24 protein-coding genes, 2 pseudogenes and 1 riboswitch are annotated in these 22,997 nt (G+C 70.8%); of the genes and pseudogenes, 11 read left to right on the forward strand and 15 right to left on the reverse strand.

Translation table 11 applies throughout. The features are described 5' to 3' along the window. Window positions 1–43: 43 nt before the first annotated feature. The 3 genes from OG737_RS32305 to OG737_RS32315 all read right to left on the reverse strand — a co-directional run bounded on the left by OG737_RS32305 (window position 44) and on the right by OG737_RS32315 (window position 3,205). Window positions 44–1,270 (reverse strand): cytochrome P450, encoded by a 1,227-nt coding sequence (locus tag OG737_RS32305; protein WP_405922310.1) that lies wholly within the window; start codon window positions 1,268–1,270, stop codon window positions 44–46. A gap of 134 nt (window positions 1,271–1,404) precedes the next feature. Further along, window positions 1,405–2,346 carry a DMT family transporter gene (locus OG737_RS32310; RefSeq protein WP_328929746.1) on the reverse strand — a complete coding sequence of 314 codons (942 nt, stop codon included), beginning with the start codon at window positions 2,344–2,346 and terminating at the stop codon, window positions 1,405–1,407. A 124-nt stretch (window positions 2,347–2,470) separates the two neighbouring features. Then, window positions 2,471–3,205, reverse strand: a complete 735-nt coding sequence (locus OG737_RS32315; RefSeq protein ID WP_328929747.1) for a metalloregulator ArsR/SmtB family transcription factor — start codon at window positions 3,203–3,205, stop codon at window positions 2,471–2,473. Window positions 3,206–3,496: 291 nt separating this feature from the next. Between OG737_RS32315 and OG737_RS32320 the strand changes: the two genes are divergently transcribed. Further along, window positions 3,497–4,213 (forward strand): transcriptional regulator, encoded by a 717-nt coding sequence (locus OG737_RS32320; RefSeq protein ID WP_328929748.1) that lies wholly within the window; start codon window positions 3,497–3,499, stop codon window positions 4,211–4,213. A gap of 32 nt (window positions 4,214–4,245) precedes the next feature. Continuing rightward, on the forward strand, window positions 4,246–4,812 hold the full coding sequence (locus OG737_RS32325) for a DUF3291 domain-containing protein (protein WP_328929749.1): 567 nt from the start codon (window positions 4,246–4,248) through the stop codon (window positions 4,810–4,812). A 91-nt stretch (window positions 4,813–4,903) separates the two neighbouring features. Here the strand turns inward: OG737_RS32325 and OG737_RS32330 are convergent, their stop codons facing one another. Further along, the gene (locus OG737_RS32330; RefSeq protein ID WP_405922311.1) at window positions 4,904–5,347 is read right to left on the reverse strand and encodes a hypothetical protein; all 444 of its coding nucleotides are present in this window, start codon (window positions 5,345–5,347) and stop codon (window positions 4,904–4,906) included. Between the two features lie 285 nt (window positions 5,348–5,632). On the opposite strand from OG737_RS32330, the pseudogene OG737_RS32335 reads away from it, so the two are divergent. Continuing rightward, window positions 5,633–6,010, forward strand: a pseudogene (locus OG737_RS32335) (amidohydrolase family protein); the annotation flags it as partial. Window positions 6,011–6,024: 14 nt separating this feature from the next. On the opposite strand, the gene OG737_RS32340 reads toward OG737_RS32335, so the two are convergent. Next, window positions 6,025–6,207, reverse strand: a complete 183-nt coding sequence (locus tag OG737_RS32340; RefSeq protein ID WP_328929751.1) for a hypothetical protein — start codon at window positions 6,205–6,207, stop codon at window positions 6,025–6,027. A 62-nt stretch (window positions 6,208–6,269) separates the two neighbouring features. Between OG737_RS32340 and OG737_RS32345 the strand changes: the two genes are divergently transcribed. After that, a complete protein-coding gene (locus OG737_RS32345) occupies window positions 6,270–6,401 on the forward strand; it encodes a hypothetical protein (protein WP_328929752.1) in 132 nt (43 codons plus the stop codon). A gap of 62 nt (window positions 6,402–6,463) precedes the next feature. Here OG737_RS32345 and OG737_RS32350 read toward each other — a convergent pair whose 3' ends face one another. Both OG737_RS32350 and OG737_RS32355 read right to left on the reverse strand, forming a co-directional pair. Beyond that, complete coding sequence (locus tag OG737_RS32350; protein ID WP_405922312.1) at window positions 6,464–6,877, reverse strand: VOC family protein; 414 nt, start codon at window positions 6,875–6,877, stop codon at window positions 6,464–6,466. A 634-nt stretch (window positions 6,878–7,511) separates the two neighbouring features. After that, window positions 7,512–8,630 carry a nucleotide disphospho-sugar-binding domain-containing protein gene (locus OG737_RS32355; protein WP_328929754.1) on the reverse strand — a complete coding sequence of 373 codons (1,119 nt, stop codon included), beginning with the start codon at window positions 8,628–8,630 and terminating at the stop codon, window positions 7,512–7,514. A gap of 394 nt (window positions 8,631–9,024) precedes the next feature. Then, window positions 9,025–9,086: riboswitch (guanidine-III (ykkC-III) riboswitch) on the forward strand. A gap of 73 nt (window positions 9,087–9,159) precedes the next feature. On the opposite strand from OG737_RS32355, the pseudogene OG737_RS32360 reads away from it, so the two are divergent. Continuing rightward, window positions 9,160–9,561 (forward strand): annotated as a pseudogene (locus OG737_RS32360) (Ohr family peroxiredoxin); the annotation flags it as partial. Between the two features lie 37 nt (window positions 9,562–9,598). Then, a complete protein-coding gene (locus OG737_RS32365; RefSeq protein ID WP_328929756.1) occupies window positions 9,599–10,054 on the forward strand; it encodes a hypothetical protein in 456 nt (151 codons plus the stop codon). 122 nt (window positions 10,055–10,176) lie between these two features. On the opposite strand, the gene lepB is transcribed toward OG737_RS32365, so the two are convergent. Both lepB and OG737_RS32375 read right to left on the reverse strand, forming a co-directional pair. Beyond that, entirely contained in the window at window positions 10,177–10,842 is a 666-nt protein-coding gene (lepB, locus tag OG737_RS32370) for a signal peptidase I (RefSeq protein WP_405922313.1), read from the reverse strand. 82 nt (window positions 10,843–10,924) lie between these two features. Beyond that, a complete protein-coding gene (locus tag OG737_RS32375; RefSeq protein ID WP_328929758.1) occupies window positions 10,925–11,971 on the reverse strand; it encodes a glycosyl hydrolase in 1,047 nt (348 codons plus the stop codon). 520 nt (window positions 11,972–12,491) lie between these two features. Here OG737_RS32375 and OG737_RS32380 point away from each other — a divergent pair. Beyond that, window positions 12,492–13,604 carry an ABC transporter substrate-binding protein gene (locus tag OG737_RS32380; RefSeq protein ID WP_328929759.1) on the forward strand — a complete coding sequence of 371 codons (1,113 nt, stop codon included), beginning with the start codon at window positions 12,492–12,494 and terminating at the stop codon, window positions 13,602–13,604. 77 nt (window positions 13,605–13,681) lie between these two features. Here OG737_RS32380 and OG737_RS32385 read toward each other — a convergent pair whose 3' ends face one another. From OG737_RS32385 to OG737_RS32395, 3 genes are all read right to left on the reverse strand, one after another. Continuing rightward, window positions 13,682–14,263 (reverse strand): hypothetical protein, encoded by a 582-nt coding sequence (locus OG737_RS32385; RefSeq protein ID WP_328929760.1) that lies wholly within the window; start codon window positions 14,261–14,263, stop codon window positions 13,682–13,684. A 219-nt stretch (window positions 14,264–14,482) separates the two neighbouring features. Beyond that, window positions 14,483–14,866 carry a hypothetical protein gene (locus OG737_RS32390; RefSeq protein ID WP_328929761.1) on the reverse strand — a complete coding sequence of 128 codons (384 nt, stop codon included), beginning with the start codon at window positions 14,864–14,866 and terminating at the stop codon, window positions 14,483–14,485. A 338-nt stretch (window positions 14,867–15,204) separates the two neighbouring features. Beyond that, the gene (locus OG737_RS32395; protein WP_328929762.1) at window positions 15,205–15,480 is read right to left on the reverse strand and encodes an SH3 domain-containing protein; all 276 of its coding nucleotides are present in this window, start codon (window positions 15,478–15,480) and stop codon (window positions 15,205–15,207) included. Between the two features lie 349 nt (window positions 15,481–15,829). On the opposite strand from OG737_RS32395, the gene OG737_RS32400 reads away from it, so the two are divergent. Continuing rightward, window positions 15,830–16,096 (forward strand): hypothetical protein, encoded by a 267-nt coding sequence (locus tag OG737_RS32400; RefSeq protein ID WP_328929763.1) that lies wholly within the window; start codon window positions 15,830–15,832, stop codon window positions 16,094–16,096. Window positions 16,097–16,310: 214 nt separating this feature from the next. Here OG737_RS32400 and OG737_RS32405 read toward each other — a convergent pair whose 3' ends face one another. Next, the gene (locus tag OG737_RS32405) at window positions 16,311–16,583 is read right to left on the reverse strand and encodes a hypothetical protein (RefSeq protein ID WP_328929764.1); all 273 of its coding nucleotides are present in this window, start codon (window positions 16,581–16,583) and stop codon (window positions 16,311–16,313) included. Between the two features lie 326 nt (window positions 16,584–16,909). Between OG737_RS32405 and OG737_RS32410 the strand changes: the two genes are divergently transcribed. Next, window positions 16,910–17,797 carry a DUF4436 family protein gene (locus OG737_RS32410; RefSeq protein ID WP_328929765.1) on the forward strand — a complete coding sequence of 296 codons (888 nt, stop codon included), beginning with the start codon at window positions 16,910–16,912 and terminating at the stop codon, window positions 17,795–17,797. Window positions 17,798–17,826: 29 nt separating this feature from the next. Here the strand turns inward: OG737_RS32410 and OG737_RS32415 are convergent, their stop codons facing one another. Continuing rightward, window positions 17,827–18,300 carry a hypothetical protein gene (locus OG737_RS32415; protein WP_405922314.1) on the reverse strand — a complete coding sequence of 158 codons (474 nt, stop codon included), beginning with the start codon at window positions 18,298–18,300 and terminating at the stop codon, window positions 17,827–17,829. 365 nt (window positions 18,301–18,665) lie between these two features. Next, complete coding sequence (locus OG737_RS32420) at window positions 18,666–19,910, reverse strand: ROK family transcriptional regulator (RefSeq protein WP_328929768.1); 1,245 nt, start codon at window positions 19,908–19,910, stop codon at window positions 18,666–18,668. A 214-nt stretch (window positions 19,911–20,124) separates the two neighbouring features. On the opposite strand from OG737_RS32420, the gene mmsA reads away from it, so the two are divergent. Together mmsA and mmsB are read left to right on the forward strand one after the other, a co-directional pair. After that, the gene (gene mmsA, locus OG737_RS32425; RefSeq protein ID WP_328929769.1) at window positions 20,125–21,672 is read left to right on the forward strand and encodes a multiple monosaccharide ABC transporter ATP-binding protein; all 1,548 of its coding nucleotides are present in this window, start codon (window positions 20,125–20,127) and stop codon (window positions 21,670–21,672) included. Further along, window positions 21,669–22,955 carry a multiple monosaccharide ABC transporter permease gene (gene mmsB, locus OG737_RS32430; RefSeq protein ID WP_405922315.1) on the forward strand — a complete coding sequence of 429 codons (1,287 nt, stop codon included), beginning with the start codon at window positions 21,669–21,671 and terminating at the stop codon, window positions 22,953–22,955. Before mmsA ends, mmsB begins: the two co-directional genes overlap by 4 nt. Window positions 22,956–22,997 lie beyond the last annotated feature (42 nt).

The following is a 22,997-nucleotide window of genomic DNA, read 5'->3' on the forward strand; positions in this document are numbered from 1 at the left end:
CAGAGCCCCACAGCGGCTGAACGGACTCCTTTCCCGGACCGCCTCACCAGGTGACGTGCAGGGCCTGCGGCGAGCGGTGGATCAGCGTGGGCCGGATCCGCGGTCGTGGACGGCCCTCGTCGAGTCGCAGCTCCGGCAGGCGGCGCGTGAACAGGTCCAGTGTCAGGCGGAGTTGCTCGCGCGCCAGTTGGGAACCGGGGCAGCCGTGGAGTCCGTGCCCGAAGGCGAGGTGGTGAGGGTTCCCGGGCCGGGCGATGTCGAACTCCCCGGCCCGCTCGTACCGCTCCTCGTCGCGGTTGGCCGAACCGTACGCGACCAGCACGGTGGCTCCCGCCGGCAGTTTCGTCCCGGCGAGGGTCACCGGGCGGGTGGTGGTCCGCCGGAAGGCCTGGATGGCGGTGTCATGGCGGGCGGCCTCCTCCACCGCAGCCGGGACGAGTGACGGATCGGCGAGGAGCATCCGCCACTGCCGCCGGTCGCTGAGCAGATGCAGCAGCGTGGTGCTGATGAGGGCGCTCGTTGTGAGGAATCCGGCGATCAGGAGGTTCTGCAGGCTCGTCACCGATTCGTGGCGCTGTTCGAGGGTGAGCTCGGCGTCGCCGGGGGCGAGGGCGGCCACCGTGATCGAGCACATGTCGTCCCGGGGCTCGGCGCGCCGGTCGCGGACGTACCCGTCCAGCAGGTGCTGGAGTGCCACCACGTCCTCGGCGGCAGCCGCTTGTTCCTCCGGCGACAGTGGCCGGAACAGCAGTTCCTCGGCCCGGTAGCCGCCGTACACGGCCGCGGGCACGTCGGCGGGGTCCAGCCCGATCAGCCGCCCGACCACCATCCCGGGTAACCGCCGGGCGTAGGCCTCCACCAACTCCGCGGACCCGTCCGCGGCGAAGTCGTCCACCAGCTCCCGCGCGCACGCGCGGGCGTACGGAACCAGCGCCGCCACCCGGGCGGCGGACAGCCCCCGGTTCAGCGGGGCCCGGTGCCGACGGTGGGCCGCGCCGTCCGTGGACACGACGGTCGGCCGGGGGCCGAACCCCCGTGGCAGGACGCCGAGCGCCGCCTCCGACAGCGCGACGTCCGGCAGAAGGGCGTTGACCGAGGAGAAGTCCTCCGCGCGCAGCAGAACCTCCCGTACGTCCCGGTCGCGCGCCACCAGCCAGGCGTCGAACTCGGGCACGTACGTCAGCCCCTCGGCCCGGCGGGCGCGGTCGTAGAGCGGGTACGGGTCGCGGTACAGCTCGTCCCGCCGTGCCTGGTCGTCGTGCGACGTCACTGGGACCTCCGGATCACGGTCGGGGCCGGGCAGGTGCCACCGCCGCGGGTGACCTCCGGTGCGCCGGATCATCCTGCCCGAACCCCGCCCGGGCCGGTAGGGCGCCGACAGCCCAGCGGGTGGTCCGCAGCCGGTCAGGTCCGGACGGCAGGAAGTCGACTGTCCCGGTCGGGAGTTCGCGGGGAGCGCGGTGTGTACCGGGACACCGCGACTCCGGCCAGGCAGAGCACGCCGCCGAGCAGGGCCAGCCATGCGGGTACCTCGCCCAGGAGGGCCCAGCTCAGCAGGACGACGATGGCCGGGACGGCGTAGGTCGTCGCGCCCAGCTTCCCGGCGGGCATGCGTGCCAGGGCGTAGGTCCACGTGGTGAAGGCGAGGGCGGTCGGCACCACGCCCAGGTAGACCATGTTCAGGGTCGCGGACGCCGGCGCCTTCGGGAGTTCCGCGAAAAGCTGCCCCGTGAAGGGCAGGCAGGCCACGGCTCCCGTCAGGCAGCTGTAAGCGGTGATCTGCAGGGGCGTTCCGTAGGAGAGCGCGGGCTTCTGCGCGACGACGCCGGTCGCGTAAGCCACCGCCGCGAGCAGGCAGAGCGCGACCCCGAGTACCGAGGTGGAGCCGCCGTCGCCGGACGACATGGACAGGCCCACGACCACCGCTCCGGCGAAGGAGACGGCCATGCCCACCAGCAGCCGCGGTGGCAGGGACTCGCCGAGGAGGCGGGCCGCGAGAAGTGCCATGAGGATCGGCCCGGTGTTCACGAGCAGGGACGCCGTGCCCGCGTCGACCAGACGTTCACCCCAGTTCAGCGCGATCGTGTAGCCGCAGAACCACACCACACCGGACAGCAGGATTCCGCGCCAGGCCTCGCGGGGCGGCAGCCCCTGGCGGCGTATCAGGAGCAGGACGGCGAGCACCAGCGAGCCGGCCAGCAGCCTGCCGAGAGCCAGGGCTCCGGGTGAGTAGGCGGCGCCCGCGCTGCGGATGGAGACGAAGGCGGAGGCCCAGGCGAACACCGTGAAGGAGACGGCGCCGACCGTGAGTACGTGGGGCGGGATTCGACCCGTGCGGAACGTCATGGGCTCACCCTACGACGGCAACATTTCGGCGTCTACCGAAATATTAACTCCAGAACGGTGGGCGGCGGGCGGTGCGCGGCGGATGGCGGATGGCGGATCGCGGGCCGGTCCCGGAGCTCAGGGCTCAGCTCCATGCCTCCGGCGTGATGCCCAGCAGGTCGCCGAAGGCCCGCTCCCCGGCCCCGGTCACCTCCAGCGCCCGCCCGCCGCCTGCCGGGCGTACCACCCATTCCTCGTGCAACGCGTGCGCGCACAGCCGCGCCCCGGTGACGCCGCCCAGGTGGCGGCGCCGCTCGGTCCAGTCCAGGCAGGAGCTCGCCAGCGGCCTGCGCCCCTCGTGGGCGAGGCTGATGCCGGCCTCGGCGCACCAGGCCCGGCCGTCCTCCGTCAGCTCGAAGACGCCCTCCGTGCGCAGCAGCCCCCGCCGCTCCATCGCGTCGGTCACCGCCATGCCGAACCGCCCTGCGAAGTGGTCGTAACAGGTCCGGGCACGAGCCAGCGGGTCCGGTGCGGCGACCACGGGTACCGCGTGCGCCGCGTCCCGGTCCGGAATCGCGTACGAGGCGAGCTCGTCGATCAGGCGGGCGGTCGCGGCGTCGGCGATGCGCACGTAACTGTGGCGGCCCTGCCGCTCGGTCACGCAGATGCCCGCATCGAGCAGCCGGGTCAGGTGGCCGCTGACGGTGGAGGGCGCCACCGCAGTGATCCGGGCCAGCTCGCCCGCGGTCCAGGCGCGTCCCTCCAGCAGCGTCATGCAGATGGCGGCCCGCGTCTCGTCAGCCAGGGCGGCAGCGAAGGCCGCCAGGCGGGCGGCGGGGGCGGGGCCGTCCGCGGGGGGCTCGGGATACAACTCGTTCATGGCCCCAGGATGCCCCATGATTTCGGTAAACAGCGAACAATTGCCTGCCAGCCAGAGCCGCCGCCACCCGGCCCCGCGCTGGACGCCGGCACCCAGGTCTGGACGTGCGGGGCCGGCACGGTGGCCGGGATGATGAGAGGAGCGGTACACGGCTGCGAAAGGCTGCTGGGATGGCCGGCTGGCACGTCCGGGATTCCGCGCTCGACGCCGCCTTCCTGCGTCACGGCCACTTCGACGGGCAGGACAGCCCGCCAATCTATCTCCAACCTGTGTTGTTTCTAGAATGGCCAGGTGGAGGACATCGAAGCGATCGCAATGTTGCAGGATTCCGTGCGGCGCCGCCTGTACGAGTACGTGGTGGCACAGGGCCGCGAGGTCGGCCGCAACGAGGCCGCCGAGGCGGCCGGGGTGGCGCGCACGCTCGCCGCGCACCATCTGGACAGGCTGACCGAGGCCGGGCTGCTGGAGAGCGGCAGCCGCCGCCTGACGGGCCGCTCGGGGCCGGGGGCGGGCCGTCCCGCCAAGGTGTACACGCGGGCGCCGGCCGAGCGCTCGGTGTCGCTGCCCGCCCGCGACTACCGCACCGCCGCCGAGCTGCTCGCCGAGGCCGCCGAGGAGGCCGGGCTCGACGCCGGGCTCTGTGCGGCCGCGCGCCGCCGGGGTGAGGCCCTGCGTGGGTCGGCGGCGCCCTGCGGCGGCCTCGAAGAAGCCATGGAGATGCTGGCCGCCCGCGGCTACGAACCGCACCTGGAAGGCATCGAGAGCGCAGAGGGCGTCCAGGGCGCCGAAGGTGCCGAGGGGACGGCGGGGGCGGCCGCACGCGTCGTCCGTATGCGCAACTGCCCCTTCCATGCCGTCGCCGAACGCTTCCCGCCGCTCGTCTGCGGCATGAATTTCGCGCTGCTGGAGGGGCTGCTCGGCGCGGACGGTCCCGTTCGCGCCCGCATGGACGCCCGGCCGGGGGAGTGCTGCGTGGTGATCGAAGCTTCTAAAGACAATGATGATTGACATAGAAAAGCCCGCCGTGCTGGGATGAGGCCATGCCCGCATCCACGCATGCCGCCCACCTCGCCCAGCTCAACGTCGCCACGCTCCGCCACTCCCTCGACGACCCGCGCGTGGCGCCGTTCGTCGAGATGCTCGATCCGGTCAACGCCGCCGCCGACGGCGCGCCCGGCTTCGTGTGGCGGCTCGTGGAGGACGGGGAGGCGGATGCCACCGGCCTGCGCCCGGCAGGCGAGAACGTCATCGTCAACCTGTCGGTGTGGGAGACCCAGGAGGCTCTGTGGGACTTCGCCTACCGCAGCGGGCACTTGGAGGTGATGCGGCGGCGCCGCGAATGGTTCGAGCGGAACGTCGAGGCCCACCTCGTGCTCTGGTGGGTCCCGGCCGGGCACCTCCCGACCGTCGGCGAGGCCCTGGAGCGACTGGCGGATCTGCGGGCGCACGGGCCGTCCCCACGCGCGTTCACCTTCGCCTCCTCCTACACCGCGGCCGAGGCCGTAGTCGAGGCCGCCCAGCACCTTCAGGCCGGGCCGTCGGCGCAAACTGAGCTGTCCGCCCGGAGCGCGCGGCCGGCGCCGGCCGGGAACTCGGCGGCGGTCTGAAGCGCAGCGCCCGACTGCTCCGGCGGACAGGGCCGCGCCTTGGGGGCGGTGCCCGGGCCGACCGTCGGCCCGGGCACTCAGCTCCGGACTTCTACTCCATGAACTGGAAGGTCCATGCCTGGCGTTGGTCGCCGACCTCCAGCGGCCTCAGGGCGATGCGGGGAGGGAAGATCCGCAGCAGGCTGAGGTCCAGGGCCAGCTCCACGCCCTCGACGGGGCCTCCAGGGACGACGACGTGGAAGGTCTGCGGCCTAGCGCTCTGGTAGAGCGCCCACTCGCGCGGCTCGGGGAACCCGACGACCGGCTTGTTCATCTCCGGGTCGCCGTCGTAGGAGAGATAGGTCTCGCTCCGGAGATTGCGGATCGTGCAGTTGCCGTTGCTGAGTACCTCCACCTGCCATTCCTGCTCGCCCGGGTTGCCGGTGGGTGGTAGCAGGACAACGGGGGTCTTGGGTTCCGACGCCCCTCCCTCCATCGTGAGCAACTGCTCGGGAGGACGGGTGATCATGTAAGTGCCGTTCGGTACGGACGCCAAGGCCGACTCCACTTCTGACACGCGGCACCCGCGCGGGTCGCCGCTGATCTTCTGGGCCGACGGATGCCTTCCCCGCCAACGCGCGGCAAAAGGTCGGAAACGCTCTGCGTCACCCTGCAGACGCGGGATGCGTGGGCCGGACGGGTGGACCGGCTGTGGCGGCGTACGCCTGTGCTGGCGTCGGTCGGCGTCCGTGGAGTGTCATGGACGGCGGTCGGCCCGCCGCGTTCCCGTCCACCACGCACCGGCCGCCCCTGAGACCGGCGGGCGGAGACGAGGACCGGCATGAACGAACACGCACGCATCGACGTCCACCACCATGTGATCCCGCCCGACCGCCGCCGCGCGATCGCCGACCGGGCCGCTGCCCTCGGCTGGCCGGTACCGGCCTGGGACCGGCGGAGCGCGATCGCGATGATGGACCGCCGCTCGATCGCCACCGGCATCCTCTCGTACGCCGCTCCGCTCGGGGCTCCTGACGACCTGGAGGGAGCCCGCGCCACGGCCCGGAACGTGAACGAGTTCACCGCAGAGCTGGTGAAGGACCGGCCCGACTGGTTCGGCAACTTCGCCGTCCTCCCCCTGCCGGACGTGGACGGAGCGCTCGCCGAAGCCGCCCACGCCCTGGACGAGCTGGGTGCCGACGGCGTGATGGTCTTGTCCAACGCCCACGGGCGCTACCTCGGAGACGCGGAGTTCGAGCCGCTCTGGGCCGAGCTGGACGCGCGGGCGGCTTCCTGCCGTACGCCGCGCACCGCTTCGCGGCCGCCGCCCGGCTGCGTCCGGGCACCGCTCCCGAGGACCTCCTGGCCGAGCTGCGGCGCTTCTACTTCGACACCGCGTTCTGCGCGGCCCCGCATCGCTGCCCTCGCTCCTGGCCTTCGCCGCGCCCGGACACGTCCTGTACGGCAGCGACTTCCCCATGGTGCCCGAGGAGTGGTGCAGCGGCTTCGACGACGGGCTGGACCGCTACCCGCACTGGGAGGACGGGCAGCTCCAGTCGATCAACCGAGGCAACGCCGAGCTCCTCTTCCCCCGTCTCGTACGTGCCTGACCGCCACTGGTCAGGCACGTACCCGTGATCGCGTCGAGCACCGCTCGGCGCGGACGGACCGCCTACGCCGGTGCGTTGCCGGCCTGCTCGCGGAGCGTCAGCCACTCCTGCAGCTCGATCAGATTCCCCTCGGGATCCTCCAGGTAGGCGACCCGCATCCGCTCGCCCATCGGGCCCGGGTCCCTGGTGAACTCCGCCCCCCGCGAGATGAGCTCGGCGTGGGCGGTGTCCAGGTCCTCCACCCGGAGCACGACCAGCGCGCGGTACCCCCCGGGCTCCGCCCCCAACTGCCCCAGCACGCCCGCCATCTGCGCGCGGTCCTGCAGCGCGATCGAGGCGTGCCCGGTGTCGGGGCTGAGTTTGGCGTACGGGCCGCTCTCGGCCTCGAACTGCGGCTTGAGCCCGAGCACGTCCCGGTAGAAGCGGTAGACGGCGGGGAAGTCGGATACCAACAGGCGTATCTGTGCGAGTTCCATACCGACCTTTCTAGCCCAGTTCCGCCTCGGATTCCGGCTCGATCGCGATCTTCGAGAGAGTCGCGCCGGAGCTGAGCTCGGCCGCGGGCGGGCAGAGGACCGTGGACGCCGAGGGAACGCATGAAGTACGCCGTAGCCGACGAGGACGACTGAGGCGTACCTGCCTGAGCACCGTGATGTGACATGGGAGACGGGAACTGCCTCGGGACCGGCAGACAAGAACCCGACGTGGACCATTCAATGCACGCCCGGATCCGAGCCGGGGAGACGAGGGAGACAGCCCGCGCCCCTGGCTGATGGGCATCGCCGTGAACGTACTGCGCAACACCACGCGCGCCGCACCGCGGCATCAGCGCGCGCTGGGCCGGCTGCCCGTCAGGGACACGGTGCCCGACTTCGCCGACGAGCTCGTCGCCCGCCTTTCCCGCGCCCGGAACGGTGATCGAGCGGACGGCCGTCCTGGAGCGGGGTGTGGTGAACGGCCAGAAGCAGCGCCCGGCCACCCAGCACGCCGCCTGACCCGGCCCCGGAACCGCCGCTACCCCGCGGCGGCGGTTCCGGGCCATGCTCGGGATGGCGCAGAAGTGACGCTCAGGGCTGGTCGACACCCCGCCACCAGCGCCTGTGTCGAGCCCTAGGCGGCCAGGGCTTCCAGGGCGGGGACCGTTTCGGCCGGGGTCGGTAGTGCGGCGTTCTCCGCGCGGAGGCGGGTAGCTGCCTCGCGCAGGGCCGGGTCGGTGATGAGGCGGGTGAGGAGCGGGGCGTCGACGTCGTCGGAGGCGGAGCGCAGGGCGGCGCCGGTCGCGGTCAGGGCATCGGCGTTGGTGAAGTGATCGGCGCCCTGGGGGAGCAGGAGCTGGGGCAGGCCGGCCTGCAGGGCGGTGAGCAGGGTGCCGGAGCCGCCGTGGTGGATCAGCGCATCGGAGGCGGTCAGCAGCTCGGCGAGCGGGATCCAGGGCAGCGGGCGGACGTTGTCCGGGAGGGTGCCGAGCGGAGTGAGGTCGGCGTCGCCGACGGCGAGCAGGAACTCGGCGTCCACCGAGGCGGCGGCCTCGATCAGGCGGACGATGGCGCGGACGCCGTCCAGCTCGGTGAGCACGGTGCCCAGGGTGACGGCGACCCGCGGGCGGGTGCCGCGGCGCAGCAGCTCGGCGGGGACGGTGCCGCCGCCGTTGTAGGAGAGGTAGCGCATCCGCAAGCCGCCCGGGTCGCCGCCGAGCGAGGCGGGGACGATGTTCAGCGCGGTGGGCTCGGCGGGGCCGGCCACCTTGTACGTCTCGTACGCTTCGGTGAAGTTGGCGGCGAGCCGGCCGACCATGTCGAGGCCGGAGGTGACGCCGAAGTTCTGGATCACCGACGGGATCTTGAGCTTGGCCGCGACCAGCGGGGCGGAGGCCTGGAAGGAGTCGTAGACGAGCAAGTCGGCGCCCCAGTTGTCGGCGGCCTCCAGCAAGCCGTCCACGGTGGGTCGGGAGACGAGCGCGAAGGCGCGGGCCGCCATGTCGAGGATCTGGTCCTGAGTCATGTCGGGGTTGACGTAGCGCACCTCCTCGCCGGTGGACTGCTCGAACACGTCCCGGATGGTGCGGCCGTCGCCGATCTCGACTATCGGAAAACCGGCCTCGCGGAGCCGGTCCAGCGGCTGCGAGCTCGCGAACAGCACCTCGTGGCCGGCGGCGCGCAGGGCCTGCGCGGTCGGGATCATCGGGAAGAGGTGGCCGGCCGCGGCCGGTCCGGTGAAGAGTATGCGCACGGGTTCTCCTTGCCGTTGTTCTGCCGGTCGAGGCCGAGTCGTGCGGGCTCGCCCCGGTTCCCTCCTGTGAACTGACGGGAAGGCGCGCTGTGTTCCGCCCCGAGGATCGATAATCGGACGTTCTGGGACGCATCTTTCCGGGCAGGGCGCGATGTGCCCTGAGCTCCCCGGGCCCGCGCGGACGCGCGGTGCGCGAGCCGGTGACCTGCCGGTCGAGGACCGAGAGAGCGGCGAGAGCGCCCTGGTCCGTGCCGTCACCCGGTGGGAGGGCATGCGCCGGGCGTACGGCAGCCGACACCGGCCCGCGTCCCCGGATCGCGGCGGGACCGGCAGCGGGTGAGGAACTTCACCGCGGGCGGGGCCCCGGCCCGCCGCCTCCGTTGCTAGATTGTCCGGCGGCCGGATCCAAGGCCCCGGACGAGATGCGCCGTACCCGGTTACGCACGACGACGCGAGGTGCTGCACCAGCAGCGCCGTCCGCTGTCCGCACCCGGGCAGCGTCCTCGTCGAGCAAGATGGGCCGAACGCCATGACCGTGCCACTCACCCGCAGCCTGTACCGGACGACCGCGCATGCCGCCGGGGGCCGTACCGGGTCCGTCCGCACGGACGACGGGCGCCTGGACGTCCGCCTCGCCCCGCCGCGCAAGAAGGTGCCCGGCACCACCAACCCCGAGCAGCTGTTCGCGGCCGGTTTCGCCGCCTGCTTCACCTCCGCGCTCGCGGAGGTCGCCGCCGAGTTCGGAGCGGATGCCTCCGCCGCGCGCGTGGCCTGCGAAGTGCAGCTCGGCACCACGGACACGCCCGCGGGCTACGGCCTCGCGGTGGCCCTCACCGTCAGCCTGCCGGGGTGGCGGGCGGCGGACCTCCAGCCCCTGCTGCACCGGGCGGACGCGGTGTGCCCGTACTCCCAGGCGGTACGCGGCAACGTACCGCTGACGCTCCTGGCCGTGGACGAGCCCGCCACCGATGACCGGGCCGGAGCCGGAGCCGGAGCCGGCGGGCGACTTCCCGGGCGGCCCCGGCGTCCCGGTACCCGAGCACGGCGCCTGGCTGCGGCGCGGCATCAGCCGCAACGGCGGACCCCTGATCGAGGACCGCGAAGTGGTGTGGCTGCAGGCCGGCCCGTACTACGCCGACAGCCGCGGCTTCGCCGGTACGACGTCCTTCGACGGCTCCCAGGTGCGCTTCCACCACCTCACGGGCGAGCCCGGCGAAGACGCCGGCGCCTTCCGGTGGGAGGGTGCGCATCTCGTCGAGCGGGGCACCAACCCGGACGGCAGCACCTTCCTGGAGATCTGGACCCCACTGCCCGGCGCCGACGGTGCCACCGGCTCCTGGTCCGGTCCGGACCACCACGTGGTGCGCGTCGGGCGACACGTGGTGCACGTCGATTCCCGTGCGGGTACGTACTGGCGGCTGTGACCCCCCTGCGGTGGGGGACCCGGTCAGGGGAGACGGGATCCGGTCCGAGTCCGAGGGGGCGGAGCGCCGTCCTCACGGCCGTTCGCGGGCGAAGCCCCGGACGTCAGGTCCGGGGCCTGACGTCACCGGAAGACGTAGGGCGCCGCGGGCGTCGGTTCCGTCCGCGGGGCCCGTCGCATGGTCAGATGTCCGGCGAGACCGCAGCCGAACCCGATGAGCACGAGGACGAACCCGCCGATCAGGAGGCCGACCATCGTGAGGGCGACGCCCGCACCGTCGAGCGCCTGCTCGCGGACCGCGTCCGCGGGGATCGTGCCGCTCTGTCCGTCCGACAGGAAGTAGCGGGAGTCCCGGGAGTTGACCCGGTTGTCGCCCATCACGAACAGCCGGCCTTCCGGCACCTTCACGTCATAGCTCTTGCCGTCACCTACGGGGTCGCCCCCGGCGACGTACGTCTCGCGCAACGGCTCGCCGTTCACCAGCACCTGGTGCCCGTCGCAGCTCACCCGGTCGCCGCCGACCCCGATGACGCGCTGGAAGACGAGAGCGGTGTCCGTGTAGCGACCGGGCAGGTAGTAGAAGACCGCGTCGCCGCGATGGACCTCGGTGCCGCCGATCTTCTTCGTGAAGACGGTATCGCCCTGCTCGTACGTCGGCCGCATGGCATCGGAACCGACGCTGTGGCCGCCGAAGGCGGAGTCGCCGAGCCGCCACGTCCCCGTCATCAGCAGCATTCCCAGGGGCACCAGCACCAGCCCCGTGATCCACAGTCTTCGCCCTGGTCTCATCCTCAGCCCCTCCCGGCCGTCCGGCTCGCACCCTATCGGTGCAGGCCGGCGCGCCTACCGGTGGGCCGCAGCCCGGTGGGGCTCAGTCCCTCGGCCGGGACCTGCGATCCTCACGGTCGAATCCGGGAGGCCGGCCGCCGCCCTGCTCGGTGGACAGGAACTCCCGGAACACCTGTGCGGAGCGCGGGTTCTGGCTGCACTGCCACACACCGTGCGGGCAGTAGTCGGTGATGCTGTGGTAGAGCGGCTTGTGCTCGGCGATCCATGCCAGCATGCCCCGCATGTACTCGGGGTTGTCGCCGTTCCGGAACAGCCCCCATTCGGGGTACGAGATCGGCTTGCCGTGCGCCTCCGCGAAGTCGACCTGCGCCTGGAGTCCGTACGGCTGGGTGACCTGCTCGTCGAAGGTGTGGCCGGGCGGCTGGTCGTAGGTGTCCATGCCGACGATGTCGACCACGTCGTCGCCTGGGTAGCACTGGGTCCAGGCGATCGCGTCACTGCCGCGGTTGGGGGCGAAGTCGAAGAGGAACCGCTGTCCCTCCACAGAGCGCATGGCAGCCACGATGCGCCGCCAGTACCTCTTCCAGCTCTCGGGGTCGGGCCGGCATCGGTGGGTGTAGTCGAAGCCGTTCATCTCCCAGCCGAGCACGATGACCGTGTCCGGCACTCCGAGCCCGACCAGACGCTCGGCCAGGCGCTGGAAGTGGTGGTCGTACTCACCCTGCGCGCCGGAGCGGAGCAGCTCGGCGACCGGGCCGTCGGGGACGTCGGCCTCGTTGCGTGCCAGCATGGGCACGTTCAGGACGAACAGCCGATCGGCTCTCGCCTTGCGCCACCGTGCCCAGCTGGGCAGGAAATCGGGTGCCCCCTCGATGTTCGACCAGGTGTCGCCGGGGAGGTAGGTGTGCCCGGCGCGCACCTCGGTACCGCCGAGCCAGCGCGAGAGGTCCTTCATCTTCTCGACGCCGGGCGTGTCGTAGTGGAGATAGGCGCCCACTGCGACCTCGCTCTCGACCTCTCTGCCTGACCTGTCTCGTGGCGGCGTGGCGAGGGCGCCCCCGGTGACGAGCAGGCCGACAGCGACCGTACTTGTGCAGGCGCCCGCCAGCCAGCGGCGTCGATGGGACATGCTGCCTCCACAAGCCTCGTGAACCGATCTGCTGTCAGCGACGTTAGGCATCTCATCCGACTCATGGCCTGTCCGAGGTCCCGACGCTGGGCCATTCGCACCAGCCGACCGCCTTCGCTTGGCCCGGCCGGGTGAAAGCCCCGCCCCCATCGGCATGTCGGCGGCCGACCGACCGAAGAAGGGGTCCTCGGTGCCCGCCGGGCACCCCACCGACCAGACCGGCGCCGGGCGGGCTCCGGCGTAGCCGCGAGATCATCGACGAGGAGCTGCCGGGTCCACAGCCACGTGATCATCCGCGTGTGGTGCGTTGATCCCTTGAGCCCGCCAAGGTTCTTGAAGCCCGGCAGCCCGGCGAACAAATAATCGGTTGCCTGTCGGCGATGGCGGTGGATGCAATGTCCGGCACGGTCACCGAGGTACGCCCGCCACGGCGAGATGGGATGAACGCCTACCGCCGGGCCTTGCCACTCTGCGATCCGGGCGAACTGCAAGCGAATCGTCACACGGGAGACGCCGACGGATGAATACGCCACCATCGCCACCTGGAGCGAAGCGGACTGACGGACCGTCCGTCCAGATCGGCGCCCTTGTTCCGCTGACTCGGCCTGGCTGGGTGGAGGCAGGCCGACACCTGCTCGCCGGACTCGAGCTGGCCGTTCGCGAAATCAATGACGCCGGCGGGATCGCGGGAAGACCACTCGAGCTGGTGGTCCGAGACACCGCGGCTGATCCCGAGAGGGCCGCGGCGGCCGTAGACGAACTGGCTCGTCTGGGCGTGGCCGCCTTGGCGGGGGAGTACCACAGCGTCGTCGCCCGCGCCGCTGCCGCCAGGGCCGATGCCCTCGGCCTGCCGTTCCTCTGCTCGTCAGCCGTTCTCGACGCGCTCACCGAACTGCCGACGCAATGGGTCGCACGCCTCTCCCCGCCGCAGTCCCGCGGCTGGCAGACGTACGCGGACTTCCTCCTCGGCGCGGGCCACAGCCGCATCGCCGTAGCGACCCAGCCGAGCGTCTACTGGGCATCCGGTGCCCGCATTCTGCGGGACCACCTCGCTCCACGCGGCGGCAGCGTCATCGAACTCGACATGCGCGCGCTCACGCCCGACGCCGTGTGCGACGAACTCGTCGACCATCGCGCGACAGCCCTCCTCCTTCTGGTCGGCCACCCGGAGCCGGCAGTGCCGATCGTCAAGTCTGTCCGCCGCGACCAACGCCTCGCCGAGATCACGATCGGTGCTCCGGCCGGGCAACCGGAGTTCGCCGAATGGGCGACGTTGCTGGGCGACGACAGCGCCGCGATCCCGTTCCTGCGCTACCTGCCCGAGCACCTCACCCCACTCGGTGCACGAGTCGAGACGGCCCTGCGCGAGCGGCTGGCGGAAGCTCCCTCCTTCGTCGCCTTCGAGGGCTACGACACGGTCGCCGTCCTCGCCGATGTGCTGCGTTCTCACGGGGCGGACCGGGCGGGCATTGCCGCATCCTGGCCGCGCGTTGCCGTCGAAGGCACCCGCGGGCAGATCCAGTTCTCCCGCACGCCAGGCATCAGCGTGTGGCAATGGGCTCGGACGCCGATCCAAGTCGTTGATCGAGATCCGGCGGAACCCGATCGCTTTCGGATCCTTCACTCCAGCTGAGAGAGGACGCGTTCCGGCCTTCCGCGTCTGGATCAGCACGCGAACAGTCGAGCCTCGTGGGCCGAACGGTAGTGCCGTCACAGCGATTCGTCGGCGGCTCGGTCCATGAACGTCTGGAGCGCAGCCTGCTGGCGCCGTACCGTCTCGTCGAATTCGGCTCCGGTCTTCTTCAGGTCGGCGCCTTCCGGGCCCCGCACGTACCTGGCAGTCGCCAGCTCCCCCAGGCGAGCGGAGAGGACGCCGATCTTCTCCAGGTCGCGCCTGCGTTCCGGTGTCGTAACGAGCCGCGCGGTCGTGACGGCTCGCGCGAGGTCCGTGTTGGCCGGGGCGTATCTGTCGTCGAACTGACGCTGCCTCTGCTCGGCGCTCTTCGCGGGGTCGAGGCTCACCGCCAGTAGTTGGGTGGCCTGCTGCACGTACTTGTTCGTACTCGCCGCGAGCTCGACATAGGCGGCACGCCGGATGTCCGCCCGTCGGGCGTCGGCTTCCTGGCTGTGCGTGTCCTTCGCCTCGAAGTAGGCGAGCGTGCTCCCCGTCAGCCCGGCCAGGGCACCGATCAGCGCTCCCGCGAGCACGGCGACGGTGGTACCCCGCTGCCCGCGCTGCCCCCGCCGCTCGTTGCCCGCCCCGTCGCCCGTCGTGTCCTTGTCCTTCGTCATGAAGTACTCGTACCGCGACCGGGAGGCCCCGGCACCTGCAACCACCTGGAGGCACGAACGGGGAGGCCGCTCTGACGTCCCGGCGCCTACTCGCGCGCGAGCATGGCCTCGGCTTCGCGTTCGAGGTCCACGTAGGGATCCCCGCTCACGTCGACGGCGACCCGGTGGAGGGTGCAGCCGCCGAAAGCGAAGACGGCTGCCGGGAGATCGCGGTCGGCGTCAGCGGGTGAAGCCGGCGACGGCGGTGTGGACCGTGACGTTGCCGCCGCCGAGGAGGACGGCTTTGGCGCGGAGGCGGTCCATGACCGCGGGTCCCGGGTCGCCGTACACGTCGATGGAGCGCATGCGGATCAGGGGGACGAAGGCGCGGAACTTGGGCCCGCCGAGTTCGAGGTGGAGCTCCAGCGAGGCCGTGTCGGGGTGGACCGCCACCAGCGTCATGGTGGATCCGGCGTCGTCGACGCAGAAGTGGTAGGCGAGCAGCTGCGGTTCCATCATCTCGACGAAGGCCACCCGCTCGCGCATGGCGGCCTTCGCCTCGTCGAGCCGGCCCGGCAGGATGTCCGAGCGGTCGACGTAGTAGATCTTGTCGAGCAGCGCCATGCCCCGACGCTAGCGGGGGAGGCGGGTGCGGCCCCGCGCGACGCGCCCCGGGTTTCGGCTCCGCGTGAAGCGGCCGCTCGCCTCGCCCCGGAGCCGGCCGGGCGGAGCCTGCGGCCGAAGGCCACCAGACGGACAGCGAACAGGGATTCGCCTTCGATACCCACGACCACAAGTGGCACGAAACGCTCCTGGGCGCGGGACAGGGCTGGACGTACCCATCCGGCCTGAAGACGCCCGTCCGACCGGCCCGCCGGTCACCGCCGCGCACCGGGCCCGGGGACAGCCACGGGGCTGCCCCCGGGACGGCTCTGGACGGCCCTGAAGGGGCGGTTCCGCCGTTAGCCCTGCGGAGATGCCGGTTCGACGTCCTTGGACAGCGGTACATCTCCGGTGTTGTCGACGTGCCGGGCGGCGACCCACGCGGCCTCGTCGCGCAGCAGGTACCACATGCTGTTGCCGTCGATGGTCTGGGCGTGCACCTTGCTGCCCAGACCGACCTCGGCGCCGTGGCTCAGGTTGCCGATGATGGAGGAGTCAGTACTCGGATACTTCCGCAGGTTGACGCCGATGGTGCTGACAACGGTGCCGAACGGCCGGGGTGGACTGGGCATCATGCCTCCAAGGGAACGCCGGAGTGGCGGGACGTCGTCCGGTAATCCGGACGGGTTGCTCGCACGGTAAGGCCGATTCCCGCCAGGGAGCCGAAGGCGTGCGGGGCCCGCCACGACCGGCGCCCGGGCGTCATTCCGATGGGTTCCGTCCCTTGGCCCGGCCCATTCCCCAGGGCCTCCACCAGCACGGCGGACGGCTCCCTGGCGGCCGCCCCGCGCCAAGGCCTCCTCGTACGCGGCGCCCCCGATAGCCCTCGGGCGGCGCGCAACCTCGGCGTGCCGTGCCGCAGCTTCTCAGCGGCCCTGTCTGATGGGGACCGTCGTTCCGGCCGTCCAAGGAGAGAGCACCATCATGACCACCACAGAGCAGATTGCCCGTGACGCCGTACGCCGCGTCCTGGGGGACACCGCCCATGCCGACGTGACCACCCTCCCCGGCGGAAACCTGTCCATCAGCGTGCACAGCGGTGACCACACGGCCACCATCGACGGCGACGACAGCAGCGGATGGGGTTGGACCGTCGACCCCGGAACCGACGACGGATTCACCGGGCACGAGGACATCGCGGAAACCCTCGACGACGCCCTGATCGGTGTACGCCGAGGAATCGGCGCCTGAAACCACGCCCAACCTGACGCGGGCCTGTAGGCCCGGGAAGATGCTGCGGACCTCGCCCGTCGCCCGCCCCGCGCCCCTACAACGGCGGCGCCCGCCTCGAAGATCAGGGGCGGGCGCCGATTGCGGTGCCGCACAGAACCCGGCGACAGTCGCTGTGCTTGCGCGGGCACCAGAGGACGTGGAGCAGGATCTCGCCGGCCGGCGCCCGGAGCTGTCAGGAGCTGCTGGAACCGATCTTCCCGCGTACGCCCCGGAGGGCTTCCTCGATTCCTTCCGCGGTGTGGTCGTGCCCGGTGAACCCCTCGGCGGGGCCTGGGTCCAGGCTCCAGCCCCAACCCGTCGCGTCCTCTCCGTCGATCATCGCGGCGCGTCTTCCGACAGTGATGGTGATCGACATGTTGCCGCCGGGGTGGACCCGTACGTCGGTCTGCGCGGCGTCCCCGAGGATGCGGCGCACGGCTTCGCGCGCGGTCAGTTCGTCGGTCATGCTGCTTCGCTCCGGGATCGTCAGGACGACGGTCCGGCCGTCCGGGTCGGTCAGACTCCGATGCCCGAACCGTCGGTCCCTGAGGAAGGGCGAGCGGCTTGAGCCGGAGCAGCGGTGGCTCACGCCGACACGCCTGCCCGGATGCGGTGGATCACCGGCCCGGTGGACGAGGATCGCACCGCGGCCACCGCCCCGCGCCTCGGAGAAGACGGCCGCCCGCGACGATCGCGCCCGGCTTCGGCAGACCGCGCCGCGTGGGCGGCGAGGTCTGCTCCCGGTGTCGGGCCGGACGGGCCCGTGGCCCTTCCCACCCCGTCGGAGTCCCCATGGCCCCACCCTCGGAATCACCTCGCCCACGCCGCTTCGGGGCGTCGATGCTGCCCGTCCTGCTCCTCGTCGCGGTCCTGATCGTGGTGGCGGTGTCCGTGGGGTCGTGGCTGCAGTTCACCGAGCAGCAGGCGATCGACACGGTCCACCCGGTCGGATCCGCAGCCCCCGACCGGGTGGACGTGGAGGCCACCGTCCAACGCGTCGCCCCCGCGGCCAGAGAGCTCGTACTGAGGGTCCGGGTCACCCCGCGAGGGGCCCTCGGCGAACAGGAGGGAATCGCCTCGGTGGCCGATCTCAGCCTCCAGACCTCCACGGCGACACTCGGCGACCTGGAATTCACGGCGCACGAGCGGATCACAACCAGGGACATGAAGGTCGCGATCGCAGGTGGATCGGTCAGCGACTACCCGTTCGACACCTACGAGACCGACATCGGGTTCTGGGCATCGGTGGGTGGCAAGCAGGTGCCGGTGCGGATGCAGTTCTCCAACAACGACACGCTCTTCTCGATCTCCCCGACACCCATCCCGTCCGGGCAGGCGGCCGTCGTGTGGCTGGAGCTGTCCCGATCGGGCAGCCTGCTCGTCTTCGCGGTCTTCATGATGCTCGTGATGTGGGCGCTGGCGTCGTCCGTGCTCATCGGGACCTGGTACCTGACGACCCGCCGCGAGGGCCTGGTCTGGCCCGCCCTCGCCTGGATGGCCGCCACCCTGTTCGCCCTCTCGGCCTTCCGCAACACCGCCCCCGGCACACCCCCGATCGGCTGCGTGCTGGACTGGTTCGCCTTCCTGTGGGCCGAGACCATCATCGCTCTCTGCCTGATCGCCGTGGTCATCACCGGCGTCCGCACCGCCCTCCGCCCAGGCGACACCCACCACACCTAGCGGTCGATCACAGTCCATGTGGTCGTCGCTCACGAAGACCCGCGCGCGCCCGCCACCTCCAGGTCCTCCAGCAGCGCCACGGCGGACGCCGACACGCTCAGCGGCTCGCCCTGCCGCTTGAGTTCACCGGTTGCCGGCGGGACCTCGCCCTCCCGGGCAGGCTCCGACGGGGAGATGGCCTGAAGATTGACGACGCTGGGGACGAACAGCAGGATCACATTCGTCAGAAGGATTCCCAAGGCGCAGGTCCACATGACGGTGGATGCGCCCAGCCGGTCGGCGACGCTGCCCGCCAGGACGTACCCGAGTGGAACGAGGGCGTTCTCGCCGAGCATGGTCAGCGAGGTGACTCGGCCGATGAGGTGTTCGGGAACCTGCTGCTGCTTCGCGGTCTCGAAGAAGACGACCGCCAGTTCCAGGCTCATGCCGCTGAGCAGCATCGAGACGAGCAGCCAGGGGAGCTGCGGTGCAGTGGCCAGAACGGCGAGACCGCCCAGCCCCAATGGGACGCCCCGCCGGACGTGCCGGAGAGGATGAGCGGCCCGAGGCGCTGGTCGCCCGCGAGCCAGAGGGGCACGGCGAAGGTTCCGGCGAGCGCGTACCCCCACATCCACGGGCGGGCCGAGAAGGCCTGCCAGCCTTCGCGCCAGCTGTTGCGGGCGGCCGCGCGGGGGCGGTCCTTCACCTTCGGCCGCAGGCCCCTGAGGATCAGGGAACAGGCGGCGATGGGGTCGTGGCCTGTTGCAACGGCCACGATCCGGCCAGCCGACGACGTCCTCGTCCCGGCCGGGGCCAGGGCGTCCGACGCCGTCCCCGGCGCCGCCCTGCACGACGCCGCGTCCCGTCAGGCCGGGCGTTCCGGGTGTGCTCAGTCAGCGAGAAGAGCGGACAGCTGGGGCGAGTACGTCGAGTGCAGTACGAGGGAGGCGCCACCCACCACGGCGGCGTCCGTGCCGAGGGGGGACGCCTTGACCTCGACGACCCGGATGCTGCGGGACAGCGCTCTGGTTGCCAGTGCCGAGGCGACGACGTCGACGTAGCGCGATTCCACGTGCTGGATGCCGTGACCGCCGAGAACGATGAGATCCACGTCGATGAAGTTGGCGATGCTGACGGCGACCGACGCGACGTGTTCGGCGGTCTCGTCGATGACAGCGGCGGCGACGGGGTCGCCGGCCGCGGCGGCGAGCCGGATCGAGGCATGGTCGACCGAAGCCGGATCCCGGTCGAAGGCACGCGACAGTTCACTGTCGCCCCGAGGCCGGTCGGCGAGCCGACGGTGTACCTCGGCCACGATTGCCGAGGGATTCGCCAGCCGCTCCAGACAGCCCCGGTTGCCGCAGTAGCATTCCGGCCCGTCGGGGAGCACGGACGAGTGCCCGAACTCTCCCGCGTTGAGCGAACCGCCTCTGTACACCTGGTGGTTGAGGATCAGGCCACCACCGATGCCGGTGCCGAAGAGGAAGTACGCGAAGTTCGCCACGCCCTTGCCCGCGCCGGACCAGCGTTCACCGACCGCGGCGGCGGTGGCGTCGTTGTCCAGCGTCACCGGCAGTCCGGTGGCCTCGCTCAGCATTCTCTTCATCGGCACCCGGGTCCAGCGCGCGAGCTGAGGCGGAGTGACGATCATGCCGAGCTCCTGGTCGATCGGCCCCGGGGCGGCGAGGCCCAGACCCAGCACCTTGTCGCGCGGGACATCCGCTTCGTCCAGTACTTCCGAGACCAGCTCGGCCATGGCCGTCACCACATGGGACGGGTCGATGCTGGGCGGGGTGGGGCGCCTCTTGACGACCAGAGGACGTCCGCGCAGGTCGACCACGGAGCAGGTCAGTTCGATCGGGTCGAAGTGCAGTCCGACCGCACTGCCCGACTCCGCGTTGAGCCGCAGCGTGGTGCGGGGCTTCCCGCCGCTGGCGACCCTGCTGGCCCCGTCCTCCCGGACGATGCCCTCGTCCAGCAGGCGGCGCACGATGCCGGAGACCGTCTGCGGCGTGAGGCCCGTCTGCTGGGCGATCTCCACCCGGCTGATGCCGTCGGCCAGCTGGATCTGGTCCAACACCACCGCTTGGTTGTACCGCCCCACCTTGGGGAGGTTGGTTCCTGCCTGCCGCACGCGCCGGTCCTCTCTGTGGCTCCGTATCAACATTCTCCGGGGCATTGACTTAATAAAACAAATGGATTTACTGTCTCGCCACGCAGTCGTCGCAACCCCGACTCGAGGCACCACGGAGTGCCATCGGAGGCAAGCTGATGTCCACGAAACCCCGCATCCGTCGAGGCTCGGCCCCGAGCACTCTGCGCGGCCCGAGCAGTGCGGAGGCCTGCCCATGACCACGGTTCCGACCGTGCTGGAGATGCGGTCGATCACCAAGACCTTCCCCGGCGTCACGGCGCTCGCCGACGTCAACCTGATCGTCCGAGAGGGCGAGATCCACGCGATCTGCGGGGAGAACGGCGCCGGCAAGTCCACCCTCATGAAGGTGCTGAGCGCCGTTCACCCGCACGGCAGCTACTCGGGCGAGATCGTCTACCGCGGCGAGCAGATGCGGTTCCATGACATCCGGGCCAGTGAGCAGGCCGGGATCGTGATCATCCACCAGGAGCTCGCGCTGGTGCCGGGCATGTCGATCGCCGAGAACATCTTCCTCGGCAACGAGCCGCGCAGGCGGGGCGCGATCGACTGGAAGGCCTCCCGGCGCCGGGCGCTGGAGCTGATGGAGCAGGTCGGGCTCCGGGAGGATCCCGACACGCTGATCAAGGACATCGGCGTCGGCAAGCAGCAGCTCGTGGAGATCGCCAAGGCGTTCGCGAAGGACGTGAAGCTGCTCATCCTCGACGAGCCGACCGCGGCTCTCAACGAGGACGACTCCCGGCACCTGCTCGACCTGCTGCGCGGCTTCCGGCAGCAGGGCATCACCTCGATCATCATTTCGCACAAGCTGGGCGAGATCGAGGCGATCGCCGACAGCATCACGATCCTGCGCGACGGCCGCACCATCGAGACGCTCGACGTCAAGGCGGACGGCGTCAACGAGGACCGCATCGTGCGCGGCATGGTCGGCCGTGAGCTCAGCAGTCGGTTCCCCGACCACACGCCCGACATCGGCGAGGTCTTCTTCGAGGTCCGTGACTGGACGGTGCAGCACCCGAGCTCCGGCGAACGGCTCGTGTGCAAGGGGTCGACCTTCCACGTCCGGCGCGGCGAGGTCGTCGGTTTCGCCGGCCTCATGGGCGCCGGGCGCACCGAACTCGCGATGAGCCTGTTCGGGCGCTCGTACGGCACCTACCTGTCCGGCCGGATCTTCAAGGACGGCGAGGAGATCCAGCTGAAGTCGGTGTCGGACGCCATCCGCCACGGACTCGCGTACGTCAGCGAGGACCGCAAGTCCATCGGCCTCAACCTGCTGGACGACATCAAGACCTCGGTGGTGGCAGCCAAACCATCGAAGATCGCCAAGCGCGGTGTCGTCGATCCGGTGCGTGAGTACCGCGTCGCCGAGGACTACCGCACGAGCTTGAGGATCAAGGCGCCCGGCGTCGACGAGGGCGTCGTCAAGCTCTCCGGCGGCAACCAGCAGAAGGTCGTCCTGGCGAAGTGGATGTTCACCGACCCGGACCTGCTGATCCTCGACGAGCCGACCCGCGGCATCGACGTGGGTGCCAAGTACGAGATCTACGGGATCATCCAGCGGCTCGTGGGCCAGGGCAAGGGCGTCATCGTCATCTCCTCGGAGCTGCCCGAACTCATCGGACTGTGCGACCGCATCTACACGGCGTTCGAAGGCACCATCACCGGCGAGGTCCCACGCCGCGACGCCGACCCCGAAGTGCTGATGAAGCAGATGACCGCGATGAAGAAGAGCCCGACCTCATGAACCGAATCAAAATCAAAGACCTGCACAAGAACCTCTTCGGAGGCACGACCTCCAACGCCCGCCAGTTCGGGATGATCTTCACCCTCGTGGCGATCGTCCTGCTGTTCCAGATCTGGACCGGGGGACTGACCCTGACCTCCGGCAACCTCATCGCGGTCGTCAGCCAGTACTCCTACATCCTGATTCTCGCCATCGGCATGCTCATGGTGATCGTCGCCGGGCACATCGACCTCTCGGTCGGCTCGGTCGCGGCGTTCACCGGCATCGTGGTCGCCAAGGCGATGGAGGCGTACTCGCTCCCGTGGCCCCTCGGCATCGCACTCGGCCTTCTCGTCGGCGCGTTGATCGGCGCTTGGCAGGGCTTCTGGGTCGCCTACGTGGGAGTGCCCGCGTTCATCGTCACCCTGGCCGGGATGATGCTGTTCCGCGGCGGCAACCAGTACATCGGCAACGCCGACACCGTGCCGGTCCCCGAGGACTTCCGCGAGATCGGAGCGGGCTTCCTGCCCGAGGTCGGGCCGGACACCGGATACAACAACCTGACCCTGCTGCTGGGCCTTGCGGCCTGCGCGGGCATGGTGTGGCGCGAGTGGAAGGCGAGGCAGACCCGCCGCGAGATGAACGCCGACGTGGCTCCCCTGTGGATCACGGGCATCCGCCTCGCGGTGATGCTGGGGGTCATCGTCTTCGCGACGCTGCGCTTCGCGGGCGGCCGCGTCGGCACCAGCCTCCCGATCTCCGGCATCATCCTGATCGTCCTGGTGCTCGCGTACTCGTACTACACCCGCAACACCATCGGCGGCCGGCACATCTACGCCGTCGGCGGCAACGCCCGCGCGGCTGAGCTGTCCGGTGTGAAGCTCAGGCGGGTCAACTTCGTCGTCATGATGAACATGTCCGTACTGGCCGCCCTGGCCGGCATGATCTTCGTGGCGCGGTCCGCCGCATCCGGCCCGCAGGACGGCCTGAGCTGGGAGCTCGACGCCATCGCGGCCGTCTTCATCGGTGGCGCGGCGGTCTCCGGCGGCCTCGGCACCATCAGCGGCTCGATCGTCGGCGGCCTGGTCATGGCACTGCTCAACAACGGCCTCCAACTGGAGGGCGTCGGCTCCGACATGGTCCAGATCATCAAGGGGCTGGTCCTCCTCTTCGCCGTCGCGCTCGACGTCTACAACAAGCGCCAGGGCCGCTTCTCGATCATCGGCTCGCTCATGCGCCCCTTCCGCCGGGAGAAAACGGCCGCCCCGGCTTCCGAAGCCGACAAAACGCTGGTCACAGGCTGACCGCCACTCACTCGCGGGCCACCGCCCGTGGCACGTCACCCC

The organism is Streptomyces sp. NBC_00122 (assembly GCF_045160845.1).
Classification (GTDB): domain Bacteria; phylum Actinomycetota; class Actinomycetes; order Streptomycetales; family Streptomycetaceae; genus Streptomyces.

What these genes read in the sequence shown, in the direction of transcription:
- OG737_RS32310 (WP_328929746.1), bottom strand. Translation starts at nt 2,346, where the DNA reads ATGACGTTCCGCACGGGTCGAATCCCGCCCCACGTACTCACGGTCGGC.
- OG737_RS32375 (WP_328929758.1), bottom strand. Translation starts at nt 11,971, where the DNA reads ATGTCCCATCGACGCCGCTGGCTGGCGGGCGCCTGCACAAGTACGGTC.
- OG737_RS32325 (WP_328929749.1), top strand. Translation starts at nt 4,246, where the DNA reads ATGCCCGCATCCACGCATGCCGCCCACCTCGCCCAGCTCAACGTCGCC.
- OG737_RS32400 (WP_328929763.1), top strand. Translation starts at nt 15,830, where the DNA reads ATGACCACCACAGAGCAGATTGCCCGTGACGCCGTACGCCGCGTCCTG.
- OG737_RS32395 (WP_328929762.1), bottom strand. Translation starts at nt 15,480, where the DNA reads ATGATGCCCAGTCCACCCCGGCCGTTCGGCACCGTTGTCAGCACCATC.
- OG737_RS32390 (WP_328929761.1), bottom strand. Translation starts at nt 14,866, where the DNA reads ATGGCGCTGCTCGACAAGATCTACTACGTCGACCGCTCGGACATCCTG.
- OG737_RS32350 (WP_405922312.1), bottom strand. Translation starts at nt 6,877, where the DNA reads ATGGAACTCGCACAGATACGCCTGTTGGTATCCGACTTCCCCGCCGTC.
- OG737_RS32315 (WP_328929747.1), bottom strand. Translation starts at nt 3,205, where the DNA reads ATGAACGAGTTGTATCCCGAGCCCCCCGCGGACGGCCCCGCCCCCGCC.
- OG737_RS32410 (WP_328929765.1), top strand. Translation starts at nt 16,910, where the DNA reads ATGGCCCCACCCTCGGAATCACCTCGCCCACGCCGCTTCGGGGCGTCG.
- OG737_RS32365 (WP_328929756.1), top strand. Translation starts at nt 9,599, where the DNA reads ATGACCGGGCCGGAGCCGGAGCCGGAGCCGGCGGGCGACTTCCCGGGC.
- OG737_RS32345 (WP_328929752.1), top strand. Translation starts at nt 6,270, where the DNA reads ATGGTGCCCGAGGAGTGGTGCAGCGGCTTCGACGACGGGCTGGACCGC.
- mmsA (WP_328929769.1), top strand. Translation starts at nt 20,125, where the DNA reads ATGACCACGGTTCCGACCGTGCTGGAGATGCGGTCGATCACCAAGACC.
- OG737_RS32340 (WP_328929751.1), bottom strand. Translation starts at nt 6,207, where the DNA reads ATGCGGGGCCGCGCAGAACGCGGTGTCGAAGTAGAAGCGCCGCAGCTC.
- OG737_RS32380 (WP_328929759.1), top strand. Translation starts at nt 12,492, where the DNA reads ATGAATACGCCACCATCGCCACCTGGAGCGAAGCGGACTGACGGACCG.
- lepB (WP_405922313.1), bottom strand. Translation starts at nt 10,842, where the DNA reads ATGAGACCAGGGCGAAGACTGTGGATCACGGGGCTGGTGCTGGTGCCC.
- mmsB (WP_405922315.1), top strand. Translation starts at nt 21,669, where the DNA reads ATGAACCGAATCAAAATCAAAGACCTGCACAAGAACCTCTTCGGAGGC.
- OG737_RS32405 (WP_328929764.1), bottom strand. Translation starts at nt 16,583, where the DNA reads ATGACCGACGAACTGACCGCGCGCGAAGCCGTGCGCCGCATCCTCGGG.
- OG737_RS32385 (WP_328929760.1), bottom strand. Translation starts at nt 14,263, where the DNA reads ATGACGAAGGACAAGGACACGACGGGCGACGGGGCGGGCAACGAGCGG.